The sequence below is a fragment of the Nocardia sp. NPDC004860 genome (genome assembly GCF_040609015.1).
Lineage (GTDB): Bacteria > Actinomycetota > Actinomycetes > Mycobacteriales > Mycobacteriaceae > Nocardia.
Map to the genome: position 1 here is coordinate 239,346 of NZ_JBEXJI010000008.1, position 18,104 is coordinate 257,449.

Annotated in this window: 14 protein-coding genes, 1 tRNA gene and 1 pseudogene; 8 read left to right on the top strand and 8 right to left on the bottom strand. The window is 68.5% G+C overall.

Annotated features, from left to right (window positions below; all coding sequences use genetic code 11):
* Positions 1–270 precede the first annotated feature (270 nt).
* From ABZV44_RS18480 to ABZV44_RS18490, 3 genes and pseudogenes are all read right to left on the bottom strand, one after another.
* Positions 271–2,670, bottom strand: coding sequence for a thiamine pyrophosphate-dependent enzyme (locus tag ABZV44_RS18480; RefSeq protein ID WP_354837518.1), 2,400 nt, complete (start codon positions 2,668–2,670; stop codon positions 271–273).
* Between the two features lie 544 nt (positions 2,671–3,214).
* Positions 3,215–3,376, bottom strand: a pseudogene (locus ABZV44_RS18485) (patatin-like phospholipase family protein); the annotation flags it as partial.
* A 63-nt stretch (positions 3,377–3,439) separates the two neighbouring features.
* Positions 3,440–3,877, bottom strand: coding sequence for an SPW repeat protein (locus ABZV44_RS18490; RefSeq protein WP_354837520.1), 438 nt, complete (start codon positions 3,875–3,877; stop codon positions 3,440–3,442).
* A gap of 135 nt (positions 3,878–4,012) precedes the next feature.
* Between ABZV44_RS18490 and ABZV44_RS18495 the strand changes: the two genes are divergently transcribed.
* A complete protein-coding gene (locus ABZV44_RS18495) occupies positions 4,013–4,453 on the top strand; it encodes a MarR family transcriptional regulator (protein ID WP_354837522.1) in 441 nt (146 codons plus the stop codon).
* 151 nt (positions 4,454–4,604) lie between these two features.
* A complete protein-coding gene (locus ABZV44_RS18500) occupies positions 4,605–5,018 on the top strand; it encodes a hypothetical protein (RefSeq protein ID WP_354837524.1) in 414 nt (137 codons plus the stop codon).
* Positions 5,019–5,243: 225 nt separating this feature from the next.
* Here ABZV44_RS18500 and ABZV44_RS18505 read toward each other — a convergent pair whose 3' ends face one another.
* The 3 genes from ABZV44_RS18505 to ABZV44_RS18515 form a co-directional block, all read right to left on the bottom strand.
* Positions 5,244–5,798: a 3'-5' exonuclease gene (locus ABZV44_RS18505; protein WP_354837526.1), complete on the bottom strand. Its 555-nt coding sequence runs from the start codon at positions 5,796–5,798 to the stop codon at positions 5,244–5,246.
* Between the two features lie 71 nt (positions 5,799–5,869).
* Positions 5,870–6,649 (bottom strand): META domain-containing protein, encoded by a 780-nt coding sequence (locus tag ABZV44_RS18510; protein ID WP_354837528.1) that lies wholly within the window; start codon positions 6,647–6,649, stop codon positions 5,870–5,872.
* Positions 6,650–6,736: 87 nt separating this feature from the next.
* The gene (locus ABZV44_RS18515; protein ID WP_354837530.1) at positions 6,737–8,905 is read right to left on the bottom strand and encodes an acyltransferase family protein; all 2,169 of its coding nucleotides are present in this window, start codon (positions 8,903–8,905) and stop codon (positions 6,737–6,739) included.
* 451 nt (positions 8,906–9,356) lie between these two features.
* Here ABZV44_RS18515 and ABZV44_RS18520 point away from each other — a divergent pair, with 451 nt between their 5' ends.
* Together ABZV44_RS18520 and ABZV44_RS18525 are read left to right on the top strand one after the other, a co-directional pair.
* Entirely contained in the window at positions 9,357–9,827 is a 471-nt protein-coding gene (locus tag ABZV44_RS18520; RefSeq protein WP_354837532.1) for a VOC family protein, read from the top strand.
* 20 nt (positions 9,828–9,847) lie between these two features.
* Complete coding sequence (locus tag ABZV44_RS18525; RefSeq protein ID WP_354837534.1) at positions 9,848–10,603, top strand: MerR family transcriptional regulator; 756 nt, start codon at positions 9,848–9,850, stop codon at positions 10,601–10,603.
* Between the two features lie 55 nt (positions 10,604–10,658).
* Here ABZV44_RS18525 and ABZV44_RS18530 read toward each other — a convergent pair whose 3' ends face one another.
* On the bottom strand, positions 10,659–11,147 hold the full coding sequence (locus tag ABZV44_RS18530) for a hypothetical protein (protein WP_354837536.1): 489 nt from the start codon (positions 11,145–11,147) through the stop codon (positions 10,659–10,661).
* 461 nt (positions 11,148–11,608) lie between these two features.
* Between ABZV44_RS18530 and ABZV44_RS18535 the strand changes: the two genes are divergently transcribed.
* Positions 11,609–11,684, top strand: a tRNA-Glu gene (locus ABZV44_RS18535).
* A 279-nt stretch (positions 11,685–11,963) separates the two neighbouring features.
* Here ABZV44_RS18535 and ABZV44_RS18540 read toward each other — a convergent pair.
* Positions 11,964–12,089, bottom strand: coding sequence for an Rv1535 domain-containing protein (locus ABZV44_RS18540; protein WP_354837538.1), 126 nt, complete (start codon positions 12,087–12,089; stop codon positions 11,964–11,966).
* Positions 12,090–12,155: 66 nt separating this feature from the next.
* Between ABZV44_RS18540 and ABZV44_RS18545 the strand changes: the two genes are divergently transcribed.
* From ABZV44_RS18545 to ABZV44_RS18555, 3 genes are all read left to right on the top strand, one after another.
* A complete protein-coding gene (locus ABZV44_RS18545; protein ID WP_354837540.1) occupies positions 12,156–12,422 on the top strand; it encodes a hypothetical protein in 267 nt (88 codons plus the stop codon).
* Positions 12,423–12,695: 273 nt separating this feature from the next.
* Positions 12,696–13,067 (top strand): hypothetical protein, encoded by a 372-nt coding sequence (locus tag ABZV44_RS18550; RefSeq protein WP_354837542.1) that lies wholly within the window; start codon positions 12,696–12,698, stop codon positions 13,065–13,067.
* 65 nt (positions 13,068–13,132) lie between these two features.
* On the top strand, positions 13,133–17,662 hold the full coding sequence (locus ABZV44_RS18555) for a cation-translocating P-type ATPase (RefSeq protein WP_354837544.1): 4,530 nt from the start codon (positions 13,133–13,135) through the stop codon (positions 17,660–17,662).
* Positions 17,663–18,104 lie beyond the last annotated feature (442 nt).

An 18,104-nucleotide genomic window follows, 5' to 3' on the forward strand; every position in this document is an offset into this window, starting at 1 on the left:
CCCGCTGCGTCACTCTCTGCGTGATGGCCGGCGTGCGGGCCGGCCTGCGCGGACGCGCTTCCGACTCGCCGTGCCGGGGTAGGGAAACCGCATGAATAGACCGGGCGTGCTTGCGCCCCGCGGCGAATCTCCGGTATTACGTATCTACGTAGTTGTTGCGTAGACAGACCGGGTGTCGTTCCCTCGACGGCACCGGGACGCCGACCGGACCGGCGTCGACCACGGGTGGGGCCGGGTGTTTTCCGCGAGCAGCCCCGGCCCCACCCGTGGTCACCGCGGAGCGGTGAGCAGCGCGTAGGCGGCGCCCTCGATCGCCGCCTCGTCCAGCAGCACCTCCGCGGCAGCCGGACCCAGCGGCACGAAACTGTCGGCGCTGGTGACACGGGCCAGGCGGCCCCCGAATCCGGCGTCCAGCAATGCCGCGCACACCGCCTCGGAAACGCCTCCGCTGCGTCGGGTCTCATCGGCGACGAGCACCCGGCCCGTGGCGCGTGCATGCTCGAGCAGATCCGTCACCGGCAGCGGAGCCAGCCAGCGCAGATCCAGCACCCGCGCGTGAATCCCCCGCGCGGCCAGCCGCTCCGCCACCCGCAGGCTCATCGGCACGCCATTGCCGAAGCTCACGATGGTGAGATCCGCGCCGGTGCCGTACACGCGGGAACGCCCGATCTCGGCATGGCGCAGGCCGGAAATCGGCGCCAGCCAGCCGCCGTCCCCGGCGTGGTACAGGTCCCGGGTGTGATAGAGCGCGATCGGCTCGAGAAACACGCACACCCGTCCGTCCACCCGCGCCGCCGACACACAGGTGCGCAGCATCGCCGCCGCATCGTCGGCCCGGGCCGGCGCGGCGATCACCAGGCCGGGGATATCCCGTAGCGCCGCAAGGGAATTGTCATTGTGGAAATGCCCTCCGAAGCCCTTCTGGTAGGCCAGCCCCGCGATCCGCACCACCACCGGATTGCGGTACCGCCCGCCCGAGAAGAACGACAGCGTCGCCGCCTCCCCCCGCAACTGATCCTCGGCATTGTGCACATATGCCAGATATTGAATCTCCGGAATCGGCACGAACCCCGCCAACCCCGCCCCCAGCGCGGTCCCCAGCACACTCTGCTCATCGAGCAGCGTGTCGAAAACCCTTCGCACCCCGAAACTGTGCTGCAACCCCTTCGTCACCCCGTACACCCCACCCTTACGCCCCACATCCTCGCCGAACACCAGCACATCCGGATCGCGAGCCAGCAGCTCCGCCAGCGTGCGATTCACCGCCTGCGCCAAGGTGAGCGGCTCGCCGGAAACCGGTGAAGGAGAGGCTGCGGACGAGATCCCCTGTGCCACAGCCGCGCTCGCTGATGCGTCGGCGGCCGCTTGCGTAGTGGCAGCCAGGTCCGATATCCCGTCTCCCGCGTCCGAGGCACCGGGAGCCGGATGGGCGGCCGCGCCTGCCGAGTCCACGGCAGCGGCGGTGTGGGATGTGACAGCGCCGGTGGGTTTCCGGGCTGCGGCGGTCGGGTTTCGGGGACCGGCGGGTGTATCTGGCCCGGCGCCGCCGGTTCGATCCAGGTCGGGCCGGGTGCGCAGGGCGTCGGCACGGATCGCGGCCGGGCGGGTGGGGGCCAGCGGGGCGGTGATCTCGGCGGCCGAGTGCAATTTCGGTTCGTGCCAGGCGGATTCGGCGGCCTTGGCGACCTGGTCGCCGATCTCGTCGTAGCGCCTGACGATCTCGGCGGGGGTGATGACGCCGGTGGTGACGAGCAGGCGGGCGGTGGCGGTCACCGGGTCGCGGCGCAGGTCGGCGGCGATGTCGGCGGGGCGGCGATAGGCCGATTCCGCATCGGATCCGGCATGGCCGAGCAGCCGCACGGTGCGCAAGCGCAGGAAGGCCGGTTTCCGGTGTCCGCGTACGTGATCCGCGGCCGCGGTCGCCGCCGCCAGCGCGGCGGGCAGGTCCGTGCCGTCGGCATCGAAGTACGCGAGTCCAGGCCGGGATCCATAGGCCTGCTCGATCCAGGTGCGCGGAGTGGGCACGCTGATGCCCAGGCCGTTGTCCTCGCAGACGAACAGGATCGGCATCGGCACGCCCTGGTAGGCGGTGTGGATCGCGGCATTGATGGCCCCGGCCGCGGTCGAATGGTTGGCCGAGGCGTCGCCGAAGCTGCACACCACCACCGCATCCCGGGGCCACTCGGTGTGCAGGCGCAGCTGCGCGGCCCGGTCGAGGGCGAACGCCAGGCCGACCGCGCGCGGCAGGTGCGAGGCGATGGTGGAGGTCTGCGGAATGATGTGGGCCGGCTTGCTGCCGAAAACCTTGTGCCGCCCACCGGAAATCGGGTCCGCGGCCGCCGCCGCCACACCCAGCATCACATCGCGGAGCGGATCCAGGCCGGGCACCTGCCGGACGCGGTGCACGAAGAACGCGCCGGACCGATAGTGCAGCAGCGCCGGATCGGTGACCCGCAGCGCCGCCGCCACCGCGACATTGCCCTCGTGTCCCGACGAACCGATGCTGTAGTACCCGTGCCCGTCCCGGGTGAGCCGCCGCGCGGCCAGATCCAGCTGCCGGGACGCGGCCTGGGCGTCGAACAGCTCCAGACATCGCGCCCCGGTCAATCCGGTGGCGGCGTCGATCGGTTCCCGGTGCGCGCGAGCCGCTCCCGGCGTCGCCGCCGCCACCTCCGCGCGAAACCACTGATCCAGCTCAGCTTCCGGGTCCTTGATGACGCCCTCCCATCTGTCGGGTACGCCGGGACCTCAGCGTAGGTGCGAAACGCCGGTGGCAGCGGCAACATCCGATCCGTCGGCCAGTCCGTCCAGACTGCCTCGCCTCCCCGCGGTCGCGCAGCATTTTCCGGCATGTCTGTCATTGGAACGGAAATATGCCGAGCGACTTGTCCTTTGGGGTGTGAATATTCTCGGATACCGCCGATGCCAATCACGCGGAATTGCGGCTGATACAACATTCCGTCGCGAGATCCGGGACTTGTGAGTCGCTCGTCAGCGAGGTGCGGGAGGCTCGTGGTCGGTGTGGACGTCGCTGAGCAGCTGAGTGCGGGCTGCCTGCGGCCAAGTACTGCCAATCGGATCGTCGTGTTCTCGAGGCGGTCGACGGGCAGCACCCGCATAAGGAAGCGTGCCAGTGCCTGGTTGTCGAACAGGTGGTCGCGTCGACCGGTGATCGCCTCCATACCGACAGTCACAGCCTCGCCAACTCGTCGGCGCCGGCGGGAGTCGGCCGGGCCGCGTAGTGCGCGGCATCGAGCGCCCCGACCGACGCACCCACGATGAGATCGGGCACGATCAGATGCTCGGCCAGCGCCCGTAGCATCCCCACCTGGGCGGCGCCCAGGCTTCCCGCGCCCCACAAAACGAATGCCTTCATTGATCTGACCAGCGGGATGTCCGCTTGCGGCGGGGTGCCGTGCCGCCGATCATTCGGTCCGGGTTATCTGGTCCGGGGCATCGTCGTCAACGCCATCGAGCCCAGGCCGAGTACCAGGGCGATCGTGCCGGTCACCACGTTGCTCCAGATGGTCGCGGTATGGGCGACGTCGCCGCTGATCACCCAGGGAGCGATGATCGTCCACAGCCCGATCAGCGGAGCGACCCAGGTCAGGGTGTGCATCCGTCCGTGCGCCGAGGAGGACCCGAAAGCCAGCACCGCCAGGGCGATTCCGAGAATCAGGTCGTTGCCGGTCAAGGTGGGGAACCGGTTGAATCCGACGACCCACGGAGAGATCGCGAGGTAGAGGCCGGTCAGGAACAACAGGCCCGTGACCAGCTGGGCAACCGGCGCCTCCGCGGCGAGCTCGTATTTGTCGTGCTTGGCCCGCAACGCCACGATATCGGGATGCAGGCTCATGTTCATGGCCTCACTGGTCATGTCTTCCACCAACTTTCCGACTGAATGCCGAATCGAAGGACACCTCGAGCCGGAGCGGTCGCAATCGTCACGGACAGCGGTTTGGGTTGCGATCACCACCGAACCCCTTGTATCACGTCATGATAATATCGTCTTATGACACACGAGTCCATGTCGTCTCCGGAACACCTCACCGACCAGGACTACTCGAGGTTGCTGGCGTTCCGTGCCGGGCTTCGCCGGTTCCTGCGCTGGAGTGAGCAGCGGGCAGCCGATGCCGGACTCACCGCCGCACAGCACCAACTGCTGCTGGCCATCCGGGGTCATGGCGACCCGGCCGGGCCCAGCATCGGAGAAATCGCGGAATATCTGAGCGCCCGCCACCACAGCGTGGTGCAACTGACCGATCGCGCCGAGCAACTCGGCCTCGTCGCCCGCAACCGGGAAGGAGACAAGGATCGCCGCGTCGTGCGCCTGGCACTGACCGAGACGGGCAAGCAAACCCTGGCCCGGCTCACCGCCACCCACTTGGAAGAACTGCAACGACTGGCACCCCTGGTCGACGCACTGGCCGACCCGGCTACCGCAACGCAGTAAGCGGGGTAGTCCGTGTTCGATGAGGCGGTAGGCGGTGCGGTCGAATGGAAATCCTTGCTGGCCAAGTAATTCCGATATCGGATGCGGTCCCTATGTCCGCCGGATCGGCAGTTCGCTGAACGGAAGGACGCTGAACGGAAGGGTGATGATGATGGCCAACGCGATTTATCGATGTACCACGCGTCGGCTGTTCGCCAAGGCCGCGCTGGCGGCGGTGGCGATGGCGACTCCGGTGATGGCGGCAGTTCCGGGCGTGGCGGCGCCGACCCCGGTGCCCGGAATAGTGCAGGTCGATCGGCCTGGGGGGTGGGGCAGTAATAGCGCCCAGCCCGTACCCCCACCGGTCCCCCCGCCACACGGCTGCGACAACCAGGACTGCAACGGCAACGGCGGAACTTGCCAAAGCACCGGCGGGAACTGTGACAACAACGGCCAGCCCTGCTACGAGACCGACGGGAACTGCGGCGACGGCGGGACCGGTGGGGGTCCAGAGGTCGGCAATGCCCTCGGCAAATACACCGCCGTGCACCCGGCACATCGCACCAGCCTCGACTTCGCCGGCTGACCACAAGACCAGCCCGTAACCAGCACGGAGGTGGTGGGTATGGGAACGTCGATCGACCGGCCCGATTTCGACCGGTGAAGTCATCCACCGGTCCGGGGGTAAGCCACGCGGCGAGGCCGACCTACCGTTCCCGGCTTCAGCCCACGAATACTACGGCTACCGGCAGTCTCTCTAGGCCGGAGCAGCCGAAACACGATGCTCGCCCGTTCCACACCGCTGCCACGCTCAGCCCGGCCAGGCGTCGTTCGCCATCATGTCGGCGATCAATGCCGCGATGTTCCAGGCGTCGTCCCCGCCACGATGATGAGTTCCCTCCAGCGGTAATCCCGCCAGCCGCAACGCCCCTGCCATCCCGTACCGCCGCTTGGTGTCCCGCGCGACCGAGAAGGCCGGCTTGGCATTGGTGTGCCTGCTGCCGAACGGGTACCGCACCCCCGTCCCCTCGCACTGCGCAGTGAACTGCCTGCGGTCGTAGTCGCCCCAGCTCGCCCATGGCCGCGAATCGGCATGAAATTCGGTGCGCAGCAACTCGCAGGCCTCCGCGAACCCGATTCCCGCCGCCACCTGGTCCGCCGTGAGTGTGGTCAGCCGGGTACAGAATTCGCTGACCGTCGAACGCTCGGGTCGTACCAGGATGCTGTGCTTGCTCACCCGCTCCCGGGTGACCGTATCGAGCACGCACAATCCGATCTCGATGATCTCGTTCGGCTGTCCCGGCGGATTGGGCCCCTCCCAGCAGGTGGCCTCCACATCCACCACGTTCAGATATCTGTCGTCCATACGACCGCACGCTAGCGGGTGGATACCCGCGCACGACAACGGTTTTCGGTGGCGTGCCACCGGAGCGCCACTCACTCCGCGCGCAGTTCCAATCCCGTGTCGTTGGCGGAGTTGCGGAGGGTGAGTTCGTTGGAATCGATGGTGGCCTTGGTTTTTCCGTCCAGAGCATGCAGTACCTGCTGTTCGACCTCCATGACCTGCGGGTCGCACATCATGCGGGTGGTCGCGATCTGGAAGGTAACGGTGCCGTCGTCGATCTGGGCCGTGCCGGTCATGGTGTTGCAGCCCGCGCTGCCCGAAACCTTGCCGTCCGGGGTGATGGTCAGGGCGGGGCGGACCTCGTCGAGGGTGGCCGAGTGGATCTCGGCGTCGGGGCGCAGCAGGGCGGTCACGATCCAGGGGGTGCCGATCAGCGGTTTGTCCGGGTGGGCGGCCTTGCGGTCGAGCATGGTGACGGTGGAGCCGTTGCCCTTCAGGGTGAGCGTGTCGCCGGTCAGTGTCCAGGTCGGCTGGGAGCGCAGCAGGCCGTCCTGCCAGCCGTCCGCGCCCGTGAGATCGCCCGGGCATGCCATGAGCGTGGTCGCCATCTCACCCACCTGGATTGTATTGCCTTGCAGGTCAACGGGACCGGTGGCGGTATTGCAGCCGGAGGTGGCCGAGATGCGCCCGTCGGCGAAGGTCAGGGTCAACGGCCCGCCGCCCGGGATGGGGGTGCCCGCCACCGCGGTCGAGACGAAGGAGCGGCCCATGAGCGAGATGGACGGGATGTCGTTGACGCCGCCGTTGGAGGAGCATCCGGCCGCGGTCACGGCGGTCAGCGCGAGCAAGACCCACAGACGAGTTGCTGGCATATCCCCGATCGTACGGCGATCACACCGGTATCCCGAGTGCCGACGCGATCGTCCGCCCGGTCGAGTGCACGAACGAGCCCGCGCCGCTCAGCCGTGGGCGAGCGCCTGGTCGGTGAGTGCGCCGATGACCGGTCCGAGTGTCCGGGCATAGCTGACCGTGACGTGGTTGTCGTCGCGGTACACCAGGGTGTTGCCGACGATGAGGGGACAGCGGACGGCAGTGCAGAACAGCGGGGTGAGGTCGGCGTACCGGCCGCCTCCGGCGACGGCCGCAGTCTGCTCGGCCACGACGCCCGCGTCGTTCACCGCGACCGGTCGCTCGGGGGTGCATGCCAGGGCATCGTCAATGTGCTCGGACAGGCATGCCGGCACGGTGGTGTGCGGATCGGGGATCGGTCCGAGAACGAGGACGGCCGAGCCGATCGCGCGCAGCTGGGCAACCAGGCGGGTCAGGCCATCGATCCAGGCAGTGTCATAGGAGACGAAGCCGAAGTCTCCGCCATAGCGCCGGGACATACTCACCACGATCAGCCGTGGGCGTTCGCTCTGCAGCCGGGTCAGCACCTGGCCGCGCCATTGCTCGCATTCGGTGTACTCCCGGTCCAGAAAAGGACTCGTAATGGGCAGGTCCAGCAGTGGGCAGGTGACTTTCGCCATGGTTTCCAGCCGCCAGCCCCGCGCCGCGGCGATCGGCTCCAAGGCCGGACTCCACATCGCGGCGTGCGAATCACCGACCAGGGCCACCGTGGTGTCCGAGTCCGGATTGCCCGAGGCACACTCGGGCTGGCCCACATCGCGCCAGGAGCGCACACACCCGTTGTTGAACACGTCGGCCTTGTCGCCGGACGCGTTGCCGAGTGAGGGAGTGAGATTCGATGGGACAGCCCGGATTTCGGCCGAGTCGGCGACCGCCGACTGCGTTTGCGTCACCAGCTGCCGAACCGCCTCCTCACCGGGGTCGGCGGCAGGAGTGGACGGTACAGCTGGCGCGACGAGCGTGAGCGCCGGCGCCGACATGCCGTGGCCGACCGGGGCGGGGACGAGCACGAGCAGTACCACCGCCGCACAGATGGCGACAGCAGTGCAGGCGCCGCCGCAGGCGAGGCTGAGCCTGGCAGAGCTGCGCAACTGTGCGGCGAAGCGGACCGGATTCTCGACCGACCAGTGCGTCAGCAGGGCGAGTCCGCCGGTCATCACGACCGCGCCGAGTGCGCCGACTCTCCCGAGCGGGTGGCCGAGCGCCAGGGGCGCCAGCAGCAACACCGGCCAATGCCACAGATACAAGGTGTAGGACAGGCCGCCGATCGCCCGCACCCGAGCCGGAGCCAGTACCCGGCCGACCCCGAATCGTGGTGCGGCACAGCCGGACACGATCACCAGGGCCGTGCCCAGGACCGGCAGCAGCGCCGCGGCGCCGGGAAACGGTGTCTTGCCGTTCAGCTGGGTGCAGGCCGTGACGATCAGGACCAGGCCGATCCATCCGGCGAGCGCGGCCACCGATTTCGGCAGCCGGGACCAGGCGACGGCCGAGAGCGCGACCATGCCGCCGACCGCCAGTTCCCAGGCCCGAGCGGGCAGCGAGAAGAAGGCCCAGGGCGGCAGCACACGGGTCCACACCAGCGAGATCGTGAACGAGGCGGCCGCGACAACCGCGAGCACGATCAGATACGGCAGCGGCGTGGCCGACCCGGTGCGGCGCCGCCGCACGAGCCAGGCCGTCGCCATGATGAGCACCGGCCACAGCAGATAGAACTGCTCCTCCACACCGAGCGACCAGAACTGCTGGAACGGCGACGGCGGCGCATCGGCGGCGAGGTAGTCGGTACCGTGCAGGGCGAGCCGGTAGTTCCCGGCGTACAACGCGCTCGCGATCCCGTCGCCGAGGACCTGGCGAGCCTGCAGCGGCGGCAGCAGTACCGCCGCGCCGATCGCGGTGGTGACCAGGACGATGCACGCCGCGGGCAGCAGCCGACGAGCCCGTGCGCCGTAGAACCGGGCCAGCTCGATGGTGCCGGTGGCCGTCGCCTCCCGGCAGAGTATTCCGGTGATCAGGAAGCCCGATATCACGAAGAAGACATCCACGCCGACGAATCCACCACCGAGCCCGGGCGCACCCGCATGGAAGAACACGACGGCCAGGACCGCGACTGCTCGCAACCCTTCGATATCGGGCCGGAATCCCTGCCGGGGCGACGATGCATGCTGAACCCGGTCTGCCTGCCGATATATCAATCCGCTCCCGGCCGTGTCCGTCATGGGGCTGCATTGTTATCGATCGTGTGGGCCATGTCACCGCGACTCTCCGGGTGGTCCCATTTGCCGCTTCGCCCGCGCACCATCGCCGTGCGGCCCGTGTCGATCGCGTCCTGCCACGGTCGGGCCGGATGTTTTCTGCACGCCCGGCAGCGGGCAGAATGGTCGGGCGTGAGTGAAGTTTCCCGGCCGCGCCGCACTCAGCAGGAGCGCCGGGGGCCATATTCTGGCAGTTCGACACCGCCCGGACCTGATCTTGCGCACCGCCGAGGAGGTGTTCGAGCGCCAGCTCATCGGCTACGCCGTCGCCATGGAACACCTTGGTGCCCAGGATAATCCGTTCGACGTGGCGCTGCGCTTGCTGCGCCGGGCCTGGCGGTTTACTCCGCGCATACCTCGACCCCGCCAGCGCCGGGTTGACCTTGCCGCTACGTCAACTCATAGCGTCGAGGCCATGAGCGAGCCCACCGAACCGGCCGTCGACCGGACCATCTACCCCATGCCCATGTTCGCCACCTTCCGGGTGCGCGACCTCGCCGCCGCGACCGCCTGCTACCAGGCCGCCGGATTCATCGCGCTGGCAACCATTCCCGGCGCCGACGGCACACCCGTCCTGGTGCACCTGCGGCGGATGAAGTACCAGGACCTGCTGCTGGTCCCGGGCGAACCGGCGCCGGGCAGCACGACGGTCACCTTCGCCGCCGGCGGCGCGGACCTCGCCGCACTGGCGACAACCCTGCGTGAGTTCGATATCCCGGGCCTCGGCGTCGAAGGTCCCGCGGACACCGCGTGGTACACCACCGATGTCACCCTCGACGATCCGGACGGCAACCGGGTCATCTTCACCGCAGCCCGCGAGGCCGAGCTGGACCGGGCCAAGGAATGGGCGGCGACCTTCGAGGGTGACTGGGTCGGCAAGAATTAGCGACGAGACGGGAGGGCTTCGTGGAGTGGACGATTCAGCAACTGGCCGACAGCGCCGGCGTCACCAGCCGCACGCTGCGTCACTATGACGAGATCGGGCTGCTCCCGCCCGCCCGGGTGGGCCACAACGGCTACCGCTTCTACGACGCCGACTCGGTGGCCCGGCTGCAGCGCATCCTGCTGCTGCGCGAGCTCGGCCTGAGCCTGCCGGTGATCGCCGAGGTCCTCGATCGCGAACACGACGCGGACAGGGCCCTGCACACCCATCTGCGGTTGCTGGAAGACGAACGCGCCCGCCTCGACGAGCGCATCCGGACCCTGCGCCACACCCTCGACGCGCGCGCCGGAGTCGACGGATCACTGCAGATGATGCTGGAGGGTTTCAACGATCCCTACCGCGACGAGGTCGTATCCCGCTGGGGTGAACGCGCTTTCGCCGTGAGCAACCAGTGGTGGCACGGCAAGTCGTTGCGCGAGCAGCGGGAGTGGAAGCGTGACACCGACGATCTGATCGCGTGCTGGATCGCCGCCCGCAAGGACGGGTGCGCCCCGGACTCCGGGCGCGCGCAGGCGGTGGCCGCCCGGCACGTGGCGTGGTTGCGGGCCATCCCCGGAACGCCATTGGCGGACGGTGATCGGGAGCGTTCCATCGCCATGATCGGCGGTCTCGGGCGGATGTACGTCGAGGACGAGCGGTTCGCCGCGGCCTACGGCGGGCCCGAACACGCTGCGTTCGTGCGTGATTCGCTCGACGAATACGTCCGCCGGACACTGTGAAGCCCTGCCGGGCCGCGAAACGCGTGCCCGGCAGGGCTTTTCACGCGCGCACGGCTCAGCTGCCGTAGACCTGGCCGGCGTTGAACGAGAACTGGTGGCCCATCGAGCTGCACTGCACCCCGCCGCGGTAGCCCTGCGTGCACGTCGCACCCGCGTAGCTGATGCTGGCCGGAGACCACGCGTCACCGCTGGACGGCAGCGCCTGGTTGCCGCCGGGCTGGGTGTGGCCGCCGCCGCTCCACTCCGGATGGGCGGGCCAGGCGGCGTTGTCGATGATCGCGGCCGGGGCATACGGCACCGGATAGGCCTGGCCACTGGGTCCGGCCAGTGACACGTACATCAGCACGCCCGCCGGGTTGATATCGCAGCCGACAATGCCATTGGCGGCGATCGAACAGTTGAAGCCACCGATATTGAAGAAAGCGGCGTCTCCGATGAGGAAACTCGCCGGATCGGTGGGGTCGGCGGAAGCGATGCCGGTGCTGAGGAACAGGGCGCTCCCGGCCGCGGCGGCGAGCAGGACAGATCGAGTTTTCATCGTCATGAGTGCCTCTCCTGTAGTGAACCACCTTAGATAGCTGGTCATGTGCTATTGGTTTCAGCACTGGTTAACGGATACTACAGGTGGCTCGCTCGTCCTGCGGTGGCGGCGGGAATTCCGGGTGGGATACTCCTTCGTCAGGTTGATAGCTGTGAATAAGCTGTCGATGTGACGAGGAATTCATCGATGTCATGGCCCTGAGGCAACCCGGAAATTCGGTTGCGGCATTCCTTGGTCGGCTGCGAATGTTGTTGTACCGCAAGCTCGATGGGGCGGCGGTTTCGGAAGGTTCCGGCCTGTGGAGGTCAGCCGGTCTTGAAAACCGGAGGCGGGCAACGTGTCCCGGGGGTTCGACTGCTCAGCTTTCCGCGGTGTTCTGTCCTGAAACGGGACCGAATGGCGTAGCGATGTGGCGACCTCCCGCCTTCGGGCACGGGTGGTTCGATTCCATCCGGCCGGACGATGGCGTAGTTGCTCTGTCGGCACGGGCAGCCTGACTTTCACTCAGGATCCACGTCGGTTCGACTCCGACCTACGTCACCTAACGACCTGGTGCCGCTCCGGCCCGGCACTCCGAATCTCACTCGAGACAGCCACGAAGCGGCCCCGAAACCGTGACGGTTCAGTCGGCGAGATGATTTGCCCGGGGCTAAACTCTGGTTAGCTTCGTTGGCGCGACACGCGCAGAACAAACGTTGGTCGCTGTGATGGGACTGGGCCAGGATCCTGATCCGGCTGCTGGCGGACGCTATTCACCGTCGCTGCCGCGACCGCCGTCCCTCCTCGGCCGTTTGCCGCTGGAGGTTGCCGGCCCGATGATCAGTCGACGATCTCGATGAGATCCAGCCGCAGCAGGACCGCATACAGCTCACGCAACGGCACAGCGAGCATCTGCGTCAGTGCCCCCGTCAATGGATCCGACCCGCCGCCCACACCAGTACTCATCACGCTCGACACACTGCGGATCCCAGGCGTCGAACACTCGAACGCACTATGACCGGGAGGCAACAAATGGCCGAAAAACCATCAACCGGCCACCAGAACGCCGTCGACCGTGTGCTGGCTGCGCAGGGTTTCGCAGTAGATCTGCCGGTGATCGGCCGGGTTCGCATCCCCCGGCCCGAGCAGTTGGCGTACTACGGCGTACTGGGCGCGCTGGCCGCCGCGGAGATCATCGAATGGCCTGTCGCACTGGTGCTCGCAACAGGTCATTGGCTGCTACACGATCAGCACAATCGCATCGCTCATCAGATCGGCGAAGCACTCGAAGAGGCGTAGATCCAATTTGCAATAGCAACTAGCCTGCAATTTCGGCCGCTCGGGTAGCGAAATATCGTCGCTACAAGGGTCGGATCGGGTCGGCACTGCTTGGAAATGGCATTTTCTGCCTACGTCTTACGTAGACGAGTCGAGTGCGCCGCCTTTCGTTTCGATAACGTAGGGCCGATTAGAGCATCGCGGAGTATTCTGGCAACGCACTAGTTTCCGCACGAAGTTCTTTGCGCTACCTACGACGACTGGGGTGTGATGAGCAGCGTTGCATCGGACACTGTGAGGACGCTCGAGGCTACGGCCTCGGCGAGTGTGCATGCGGTCGAGGCGGCCGGTGGAGCCGTCGTCGGCGCGGTGACCGGCGCGGCGCGCGGCACAGTCGAGGGCGCCGTATCCGGCGCTCGCAGTGGGGTGGACGTGTCTGCCGCCACTGTGCTCGGCGTCGTCGCGGCCGGCTTGACCGGCCTGATCGAGTGGCCCGTGGCCGCCGCTGCGGGCGGCGTCGCGGGTGCGGTCTATCTGTTACGGCGCGCCAGAACCGAATCCGGGAAGCAGGACACGTCCGAACGACCGCGGCCGCGGGAGCGCAAGAGCACTCGGCCGAAGCAGTCCACCGCGGGTTCGCGACGGTCGCGAACCGCCGCACAGTAGTGGTATCCCTGCGCGGTCTGGCCACTGCGCCGATCCGGCTGCCCCTCGCGGCCACCGGAGCCACGGTGGGATTGTTCCGGCGGCCGGTCGCGGTCGCGTCGCGGCTCGCGGACCCGGCGGTCGCTCGAGCAGTCGCCGAATTCACCGAGGGCATCGGCCGGGAACTGAGCGCGCTCGTGGACCCGCAGCGCATGCGTACGCAGCGACGGCTCACGGTGCATGCCAACCGTATTCATGCCGAGGTTCGCGGCTTGCAGTCGGCACAGAGCGCTCGGGTAGCCGAGTTGGCGCGCAAGCACCTCGAGCAGGAACCGGAGGTGTGCTGGTTCCAGGTCAATGCCGCCACCGGGCGGGTCGTCGTGGCCGCGGACCCGCGACGCCTGTCTCCGGCACAGCTGGAAGCGATCCTGGAACGCGTCGAAGATCTCGCCGGAACCAGTGCGGAGCCGTGGAGCCGTCGACTCGAGCACCCCTCCGATCGGGAGCCGGTATTGACATCCGCGCTGCAGCTGGCCGGCGATCTCATCGGGATCGGTGTGGTGGCTACCGGGCGGTTGCTTCCGGCACCGCCGCCGGCCCATGTGGTCCGGGGGGCGGTGGCTCTCGTGGACGGACAGCCGAGGTTGCGCGGGGCACTGGAAGCCCAGCTCGGCCGCCACCGCGCCGACACCGTGATCACGATCGGAAATGCCGTGGGTCAGGCATTGGATGCGGAAGTGACCGGCCTGTGCGCCGACGCGATGCAGCGGGCGGTGCGGCTGGTCGAGGCCACCGCTCGCTACGCGCAGTGGCGGCGCTGGGAAGAGCTGATCGCCGACCCGGATCTGCCGGGTGTCGACGTCTACGATCGGCCCGAGCCGCGGCCGGTACCGCTGCCGCCCGGCCCGATCGAGCGCTGCACCGAACAGGTCAGCGCCGCTGCGGCACTGGCCTCGGCGGCAACGCTGGTCGGCGGCCGCGCGGTCGCCGACGCCGCCGACGCCGTGGCGGCGGGCGTGCCGAAGGCGGCGCGGGCCGGTCGCGAGACCTTCGCCGGTGCGCTGTCGACCCTCATGGCGGCGCGCGGCGTGCTGACCCTCGATCCGTTCATGTGGCGCCGCATGGACCGGGTTTCCGCGGTGGTCGTCGACCGGGATGCTGTGCGCGGTCAACGGGCGGTGGTCCTCGACGCCGAATCCCGCGACGACAGTTGGCCGGTCGAACACGTGTGGAGCGCCGCCCAGCGGCTGCTCTGGTGCAATGGTGAGGAACTACCCATCCCGCCACCGCCCGAGCATCGGCGTGAGAATCTGCATCTGGCCATCGATGCCGACCCGCGACTCGGCATCGACACCGATCCTCCCGGCCCGGAAAGTCCTCCCGGCCCGGAAAGCGATCCAGGGGGCCCGCGCTGGCACCTGCTGCACGAGCACGGACACGTGGTCGGGCGGGTGCTGATCGGAAGCGAGCCACATCCGGGTGCTGCCGGATTGCTGTCCACCGCCCGACAGGCGGGCCTGCGAGTGGTACTCATCGGTGACGAGAGCACCGGCGAATTGCGGCGCAGCGCCGATGAATTCGTGCTCGCCGGCGGGTCGGTGTCCGAGCTGGTACGGCGACTGCAACAGCAGGGGCACGTGGTGGCGGTGGTCGGTGGCGAGGCACATCGCGCCCTGGCTGCCGCCGATCTGGGCATCGGTATCGCCTCCCGAACTCCCGGCGCTCCGGCACGCATCCCCTGGCAGGCGGATGTGGTGTGCCCGGATCTGAGTTCGGCCCGGCAGATCATCGCCGCTACCGGCCCGGCCCGCAATGTCAGTGAGCGCGGCCGGATCCTGACGCTGTCGGCGGCCACACTCAGCGGTCTGTTGCTCGCGTCCGGTCCCGCGGAGTCTCGCGCGGCGCGAGCCACCAGCCCGGTCACGGCGGCCACCCTGATGGGGTTGGCAACGGGTCTGAACGGCGGGCGCCGGGCCGCCCGCGCGACCGGGCCGGCCGAGGTGCGGCTGGTGCCGTGGCATGCACTGGAACCGGACGAGGTGCTGGCCCGCCTGCCCGCCCCGCACCGGTCGGCGCCGCCGCCTCGCTCGCACGTCACCACCGTCGCCAGCCGGATATCGCAGCGATTGGCCACGCCCGCGACGAGTCTCGCCGGTCTGATCGCAGATGTGCGCGGCGAGCTGGCCGATCCGATGACTCCACTGCTGGGTGTCGGCGCGGTCGCCTCCGCGCTGCTCGGCTCGCCTACCGACGCCGTGCTCGTCGGCACGGTGCTGGGGCTCAATGCCACGGTGTCGGCCCTGCAGCGCCGCCGCGCCCGGCTGTCGCTGGACAAACTCCTGCTCGGTGAGCGCTTGACTGCTCGGCGGCTCACCGAGGACGGCGAAATCGAAACTCCCGCAGACGGTCTGCTGGCCGGCGATGTGATCGCTCTGGCCACCGGCGAGGTAGTCCCCGCGGATGCGCGGCTGCTGGAGACCGATGGGCTGGAAGTGGACGAGTCCGGCCTCACCGGCGAGACCGTGACCGTGGAAAAGCAGACCCCCGCCACACCAGGCGCCCTGCTGGCGGAACGCACCGGCATGGTGTTCGAGGGCAGCGTGGTGGTCAGCGGCGAGGCGACCGCGGTAGTGGTGGCGGTCGGAACCGCAACCGAGGCCGGTCGTGCCCTCGCCGCCGCCGGGCCGCCTCCCAGCGGCGGTGTGCAGGAACAGCTGCGCAGCTTGACCGAACGCGTGCTGCCGTTCACCCTCGGCGGCGGAACCGCCGTTACCCTCACCAGTTTCCTGCGGGGGCTGCCGCTGCGCCCGGCCCTCGCCGACGGGCTGGCCGTGGCCGTCGCCGCCGTCCCCGAGGGACTGCCGCTGGTGGCGACGGTCGCCCAACTGGCCGCTACCCGCCGCCTGTCCCGCCGCGGCGTGCTGGTCCGCTCCAGCCGCACCATCGAGGCACTCGGCCGCGTCGACACCATGTGCTTCGACAAGACCGGCACCCTCACCGAGGGCCAATTGCGGCTGGTCGCGGTTGCCGATCTCGACCAGACCTGGGACAGCGACCATCTCGCGAGCACGCCCCAGTCGCGGGGGCTGCTCCGCGCCGCCGCCTACGCCTGCCCCAACCCTGATGATGCTCCACTGGTACACGCCACCGACCGAGCTGTCGTCGAGGCGGCACACACATATCTGGGCCACAGACCGCCCCATGCCTGGGCACCCATCGAAGAGTTGCCGTTCGAGAGCTTCCGCGGCTACTCCGCGGCGGTGGGCCACACCGGTCAGCACATCCGGCTCGCCGTCAAAGGCGCCCCGGAAGTGCTGCTGCCACATTGTGATCAGGTCCTGCGCACCGATGACGAAGGCCGCCGGGAGGCCCGGCCGTTCACGCTCGAGTGCCGCGCCGCCGCGGAGGCGGCGCTGCGCCGGCTGGCCGCGCAGGGGCTGCGGGTGCTAGTGGTGGCGCGGCGCGATTTCGCCTCTGCTCCGCGCGATCTCACCGAAGAGATCGAGCAACTCACCCTTCTCGGCTTCCTCGGTATTGCCGACAGCCCGCGCCCGCAGGCACTGGAACTGCTTGCCGAATTGGCCCGCAACGACATCAGCGTGCGGATGATCACCGGTGATCACCCGATCACCGCGCGCGCGGTCGCCGAACAGCTCGCCATCCCCGCCGACACGGTGGCCACCGGCGCCGATCTGGACCTGCTGGACGAGGACGGCCAAGCCGAACTCATCGAGCAGGCAACAGTTTTCGCACGGGTATCGCCCGAACACAAAGTGCGCATCGTGTCCGCGCTCCAACGCCGCGGGCACACGGTGGCGATGGCAGGGGACGGCAGCAACGATGCGGCCGCGATCCGCACCGCCGATGTCGGTATCGGGCTGGCCGCTCGAGGGTCGGTCGCCGCACGGGAGGCCGCGGACCTGATCCTCACCGACACCGGCAAGGTCCTCGACCTGACCGTGCTACAGGAGGCACTGGCCGAGGGCCGTGGCATGTGGCAGCGAGTCCGCGACGCGATCGGCGTGCTGGTCGGCGGCAACGCCGGTGAGGTGGCGTTCACCGTCCTGGGCACGCTGCTGTCCGGCCGAGCCCCGATCGGGACCCGGCAATTCCTGGTGGTGAACCTGCTCACCGACCTCGGTCCGGCAATGGCGCTCACACTCTCCGACACCCGGCCCGCCGACGACACCGAAACGACCGACAGGACACTCGGGCCACCGCCCGGTATCGACAGCGACTTCCTGCAAGCCGTCGCCGTGCGCGGCGCCTGCACCACCCTCGGCGCCGGCGCGGCATGGCTGCTCGGCCGCGCCACCGGCCGGCGCCGCCGCGCGGAAACGATGGCACTGGCCGCCCTGATCGGTACGCAGCTCGGGCAGACCCTGGTGATCGGCCGGCACAGCAGTTTGGTCTGGGTGACCGTGGCCGGCAGCTCCGTAGTCCTCGCCACGATCATCATGGTGCCCGGAGTGAACCGGTTCTTCGGGTGCGTACCACTGGGACCGGTAGCGTGGTCGATCGTGCTGGGCTGCGCCGCAACCGGCACCTGCGCGGCCCTGCTCACCGGCCGCGCGCTGTCCGTGCCACCGCCCGACGTGGCAGGTTCGTCGTCTTAGCTCAATGGTCGGAGCACCGCCCCTGAGAGGGCGGGGCCTTTTCGATGACGGAGTCTCGAAGAGGGCTGAGACAATTCCTCATGCGAACAACCACAGTCGTCGTGCTTGGCGTGGCAGCCGCGGTGCTGGTCGCGGTGCATGCAGCTCCCGTTTACTGGGTTGTCTGGTCCGTGCTGGTCGTACTTGCGACTGCGCTCTGGCTTGTGCGGCATTGACCAGGCGCCTCATCGGGGTGTTCGAGCTCGGCAAGATCATCTTTGGGTTCCGGCCATCACCGTATGCCCCTGGCCACAGCGGTTCCTGGCCTGATTCGGGGTGTTCGGTGTCGACCGCATACACTGTCGGCCATGCGGATGTTCCTGGATATCCACTAGGACAGAAGCGTTTCCGCAGGTCAGGGCATGAAACCGGTTGAGTCATACGGACATATCGCCGTCGGATT

What these genes read in the sequence shown, in the direction of transcription:
- ABZV44_RS18490 (WP_354837520.1), bottom strand. Translation starts at nt 3,877, where the DNA reads ATGACCAGTGAGGCCATGAACATGAGCCTGCATCCCGATATCGTGGCG.
- ABZV44_RS18495 (WP_354837522.1), top strand. Translation starts at nt 4,013, where the DNA reads ATGACACACGAGTCCATGTCGTCTCCGGAACACCTCACCGACCAGGAC.
- ABZV44_RS18500 (WP_354837524.1), top strand. Translation starts at nt 4,605, where the DNA reads ATGGCCAACGCGATTTATCGATGTACCACGCGTCGGCTGTTCGCCAAG.
- ABZV44_RS18505 (WP_354837526.1), bottom strand. Translation starts at nt 5,798, where the DNA reads ATGGACGACAGATATCTGAACGTGGTGGATGTGGAGGCCACCTGCTGG.
- ABZV44_RS18510 (WP_354837528.1), bottom strand. Translation starts at nt 6,649, where the DNA reads ATGCCAGCAACTCGTCTGTGGGTCTTGCTCGCGCTGACCGCCGTGACC.
- ABZV44_RS18515 (WP_354837530.1), bottom strand. Translation starts at nt 8,905, where the DNA reads ATGACGGACACGGCCGGGAGCGGATTGATATATCGGCAGGCAGACCGG.
- ABZV44_RS18520 (WP_354837532.1), top strand. Translation starts at nt 9,357, where the DNA reads ATGAGCGAGCCCACCGAACCGGCCGTCGACCGGACCATCTACCCCATG.
- ABZV44_RS18530 (WP_354837536.1), bottom strand. Translation starts at nt 11,147, where the DNA reads ATGACGATGAAAACTCGATCTGTCCTGCTCGCCGCCGCGGCCGGGAGC.
- ABZV44_RS18540 (WP_354837538.1), bottom strand. Translation starts at nt 12,089, where the DNA reads ATGAGTACTGGTGTGGGCGGCGGGTCGGATCCATTGACGGGGGCACTG.
- ABZV44_RS18545 (WP_354837540.1), top strand. Translation starts at nt 12,156, where the DNA reads ATGGCCGAAAAACCATCAACCGGCCACCAGAACGCCGTCGACCGTGTG.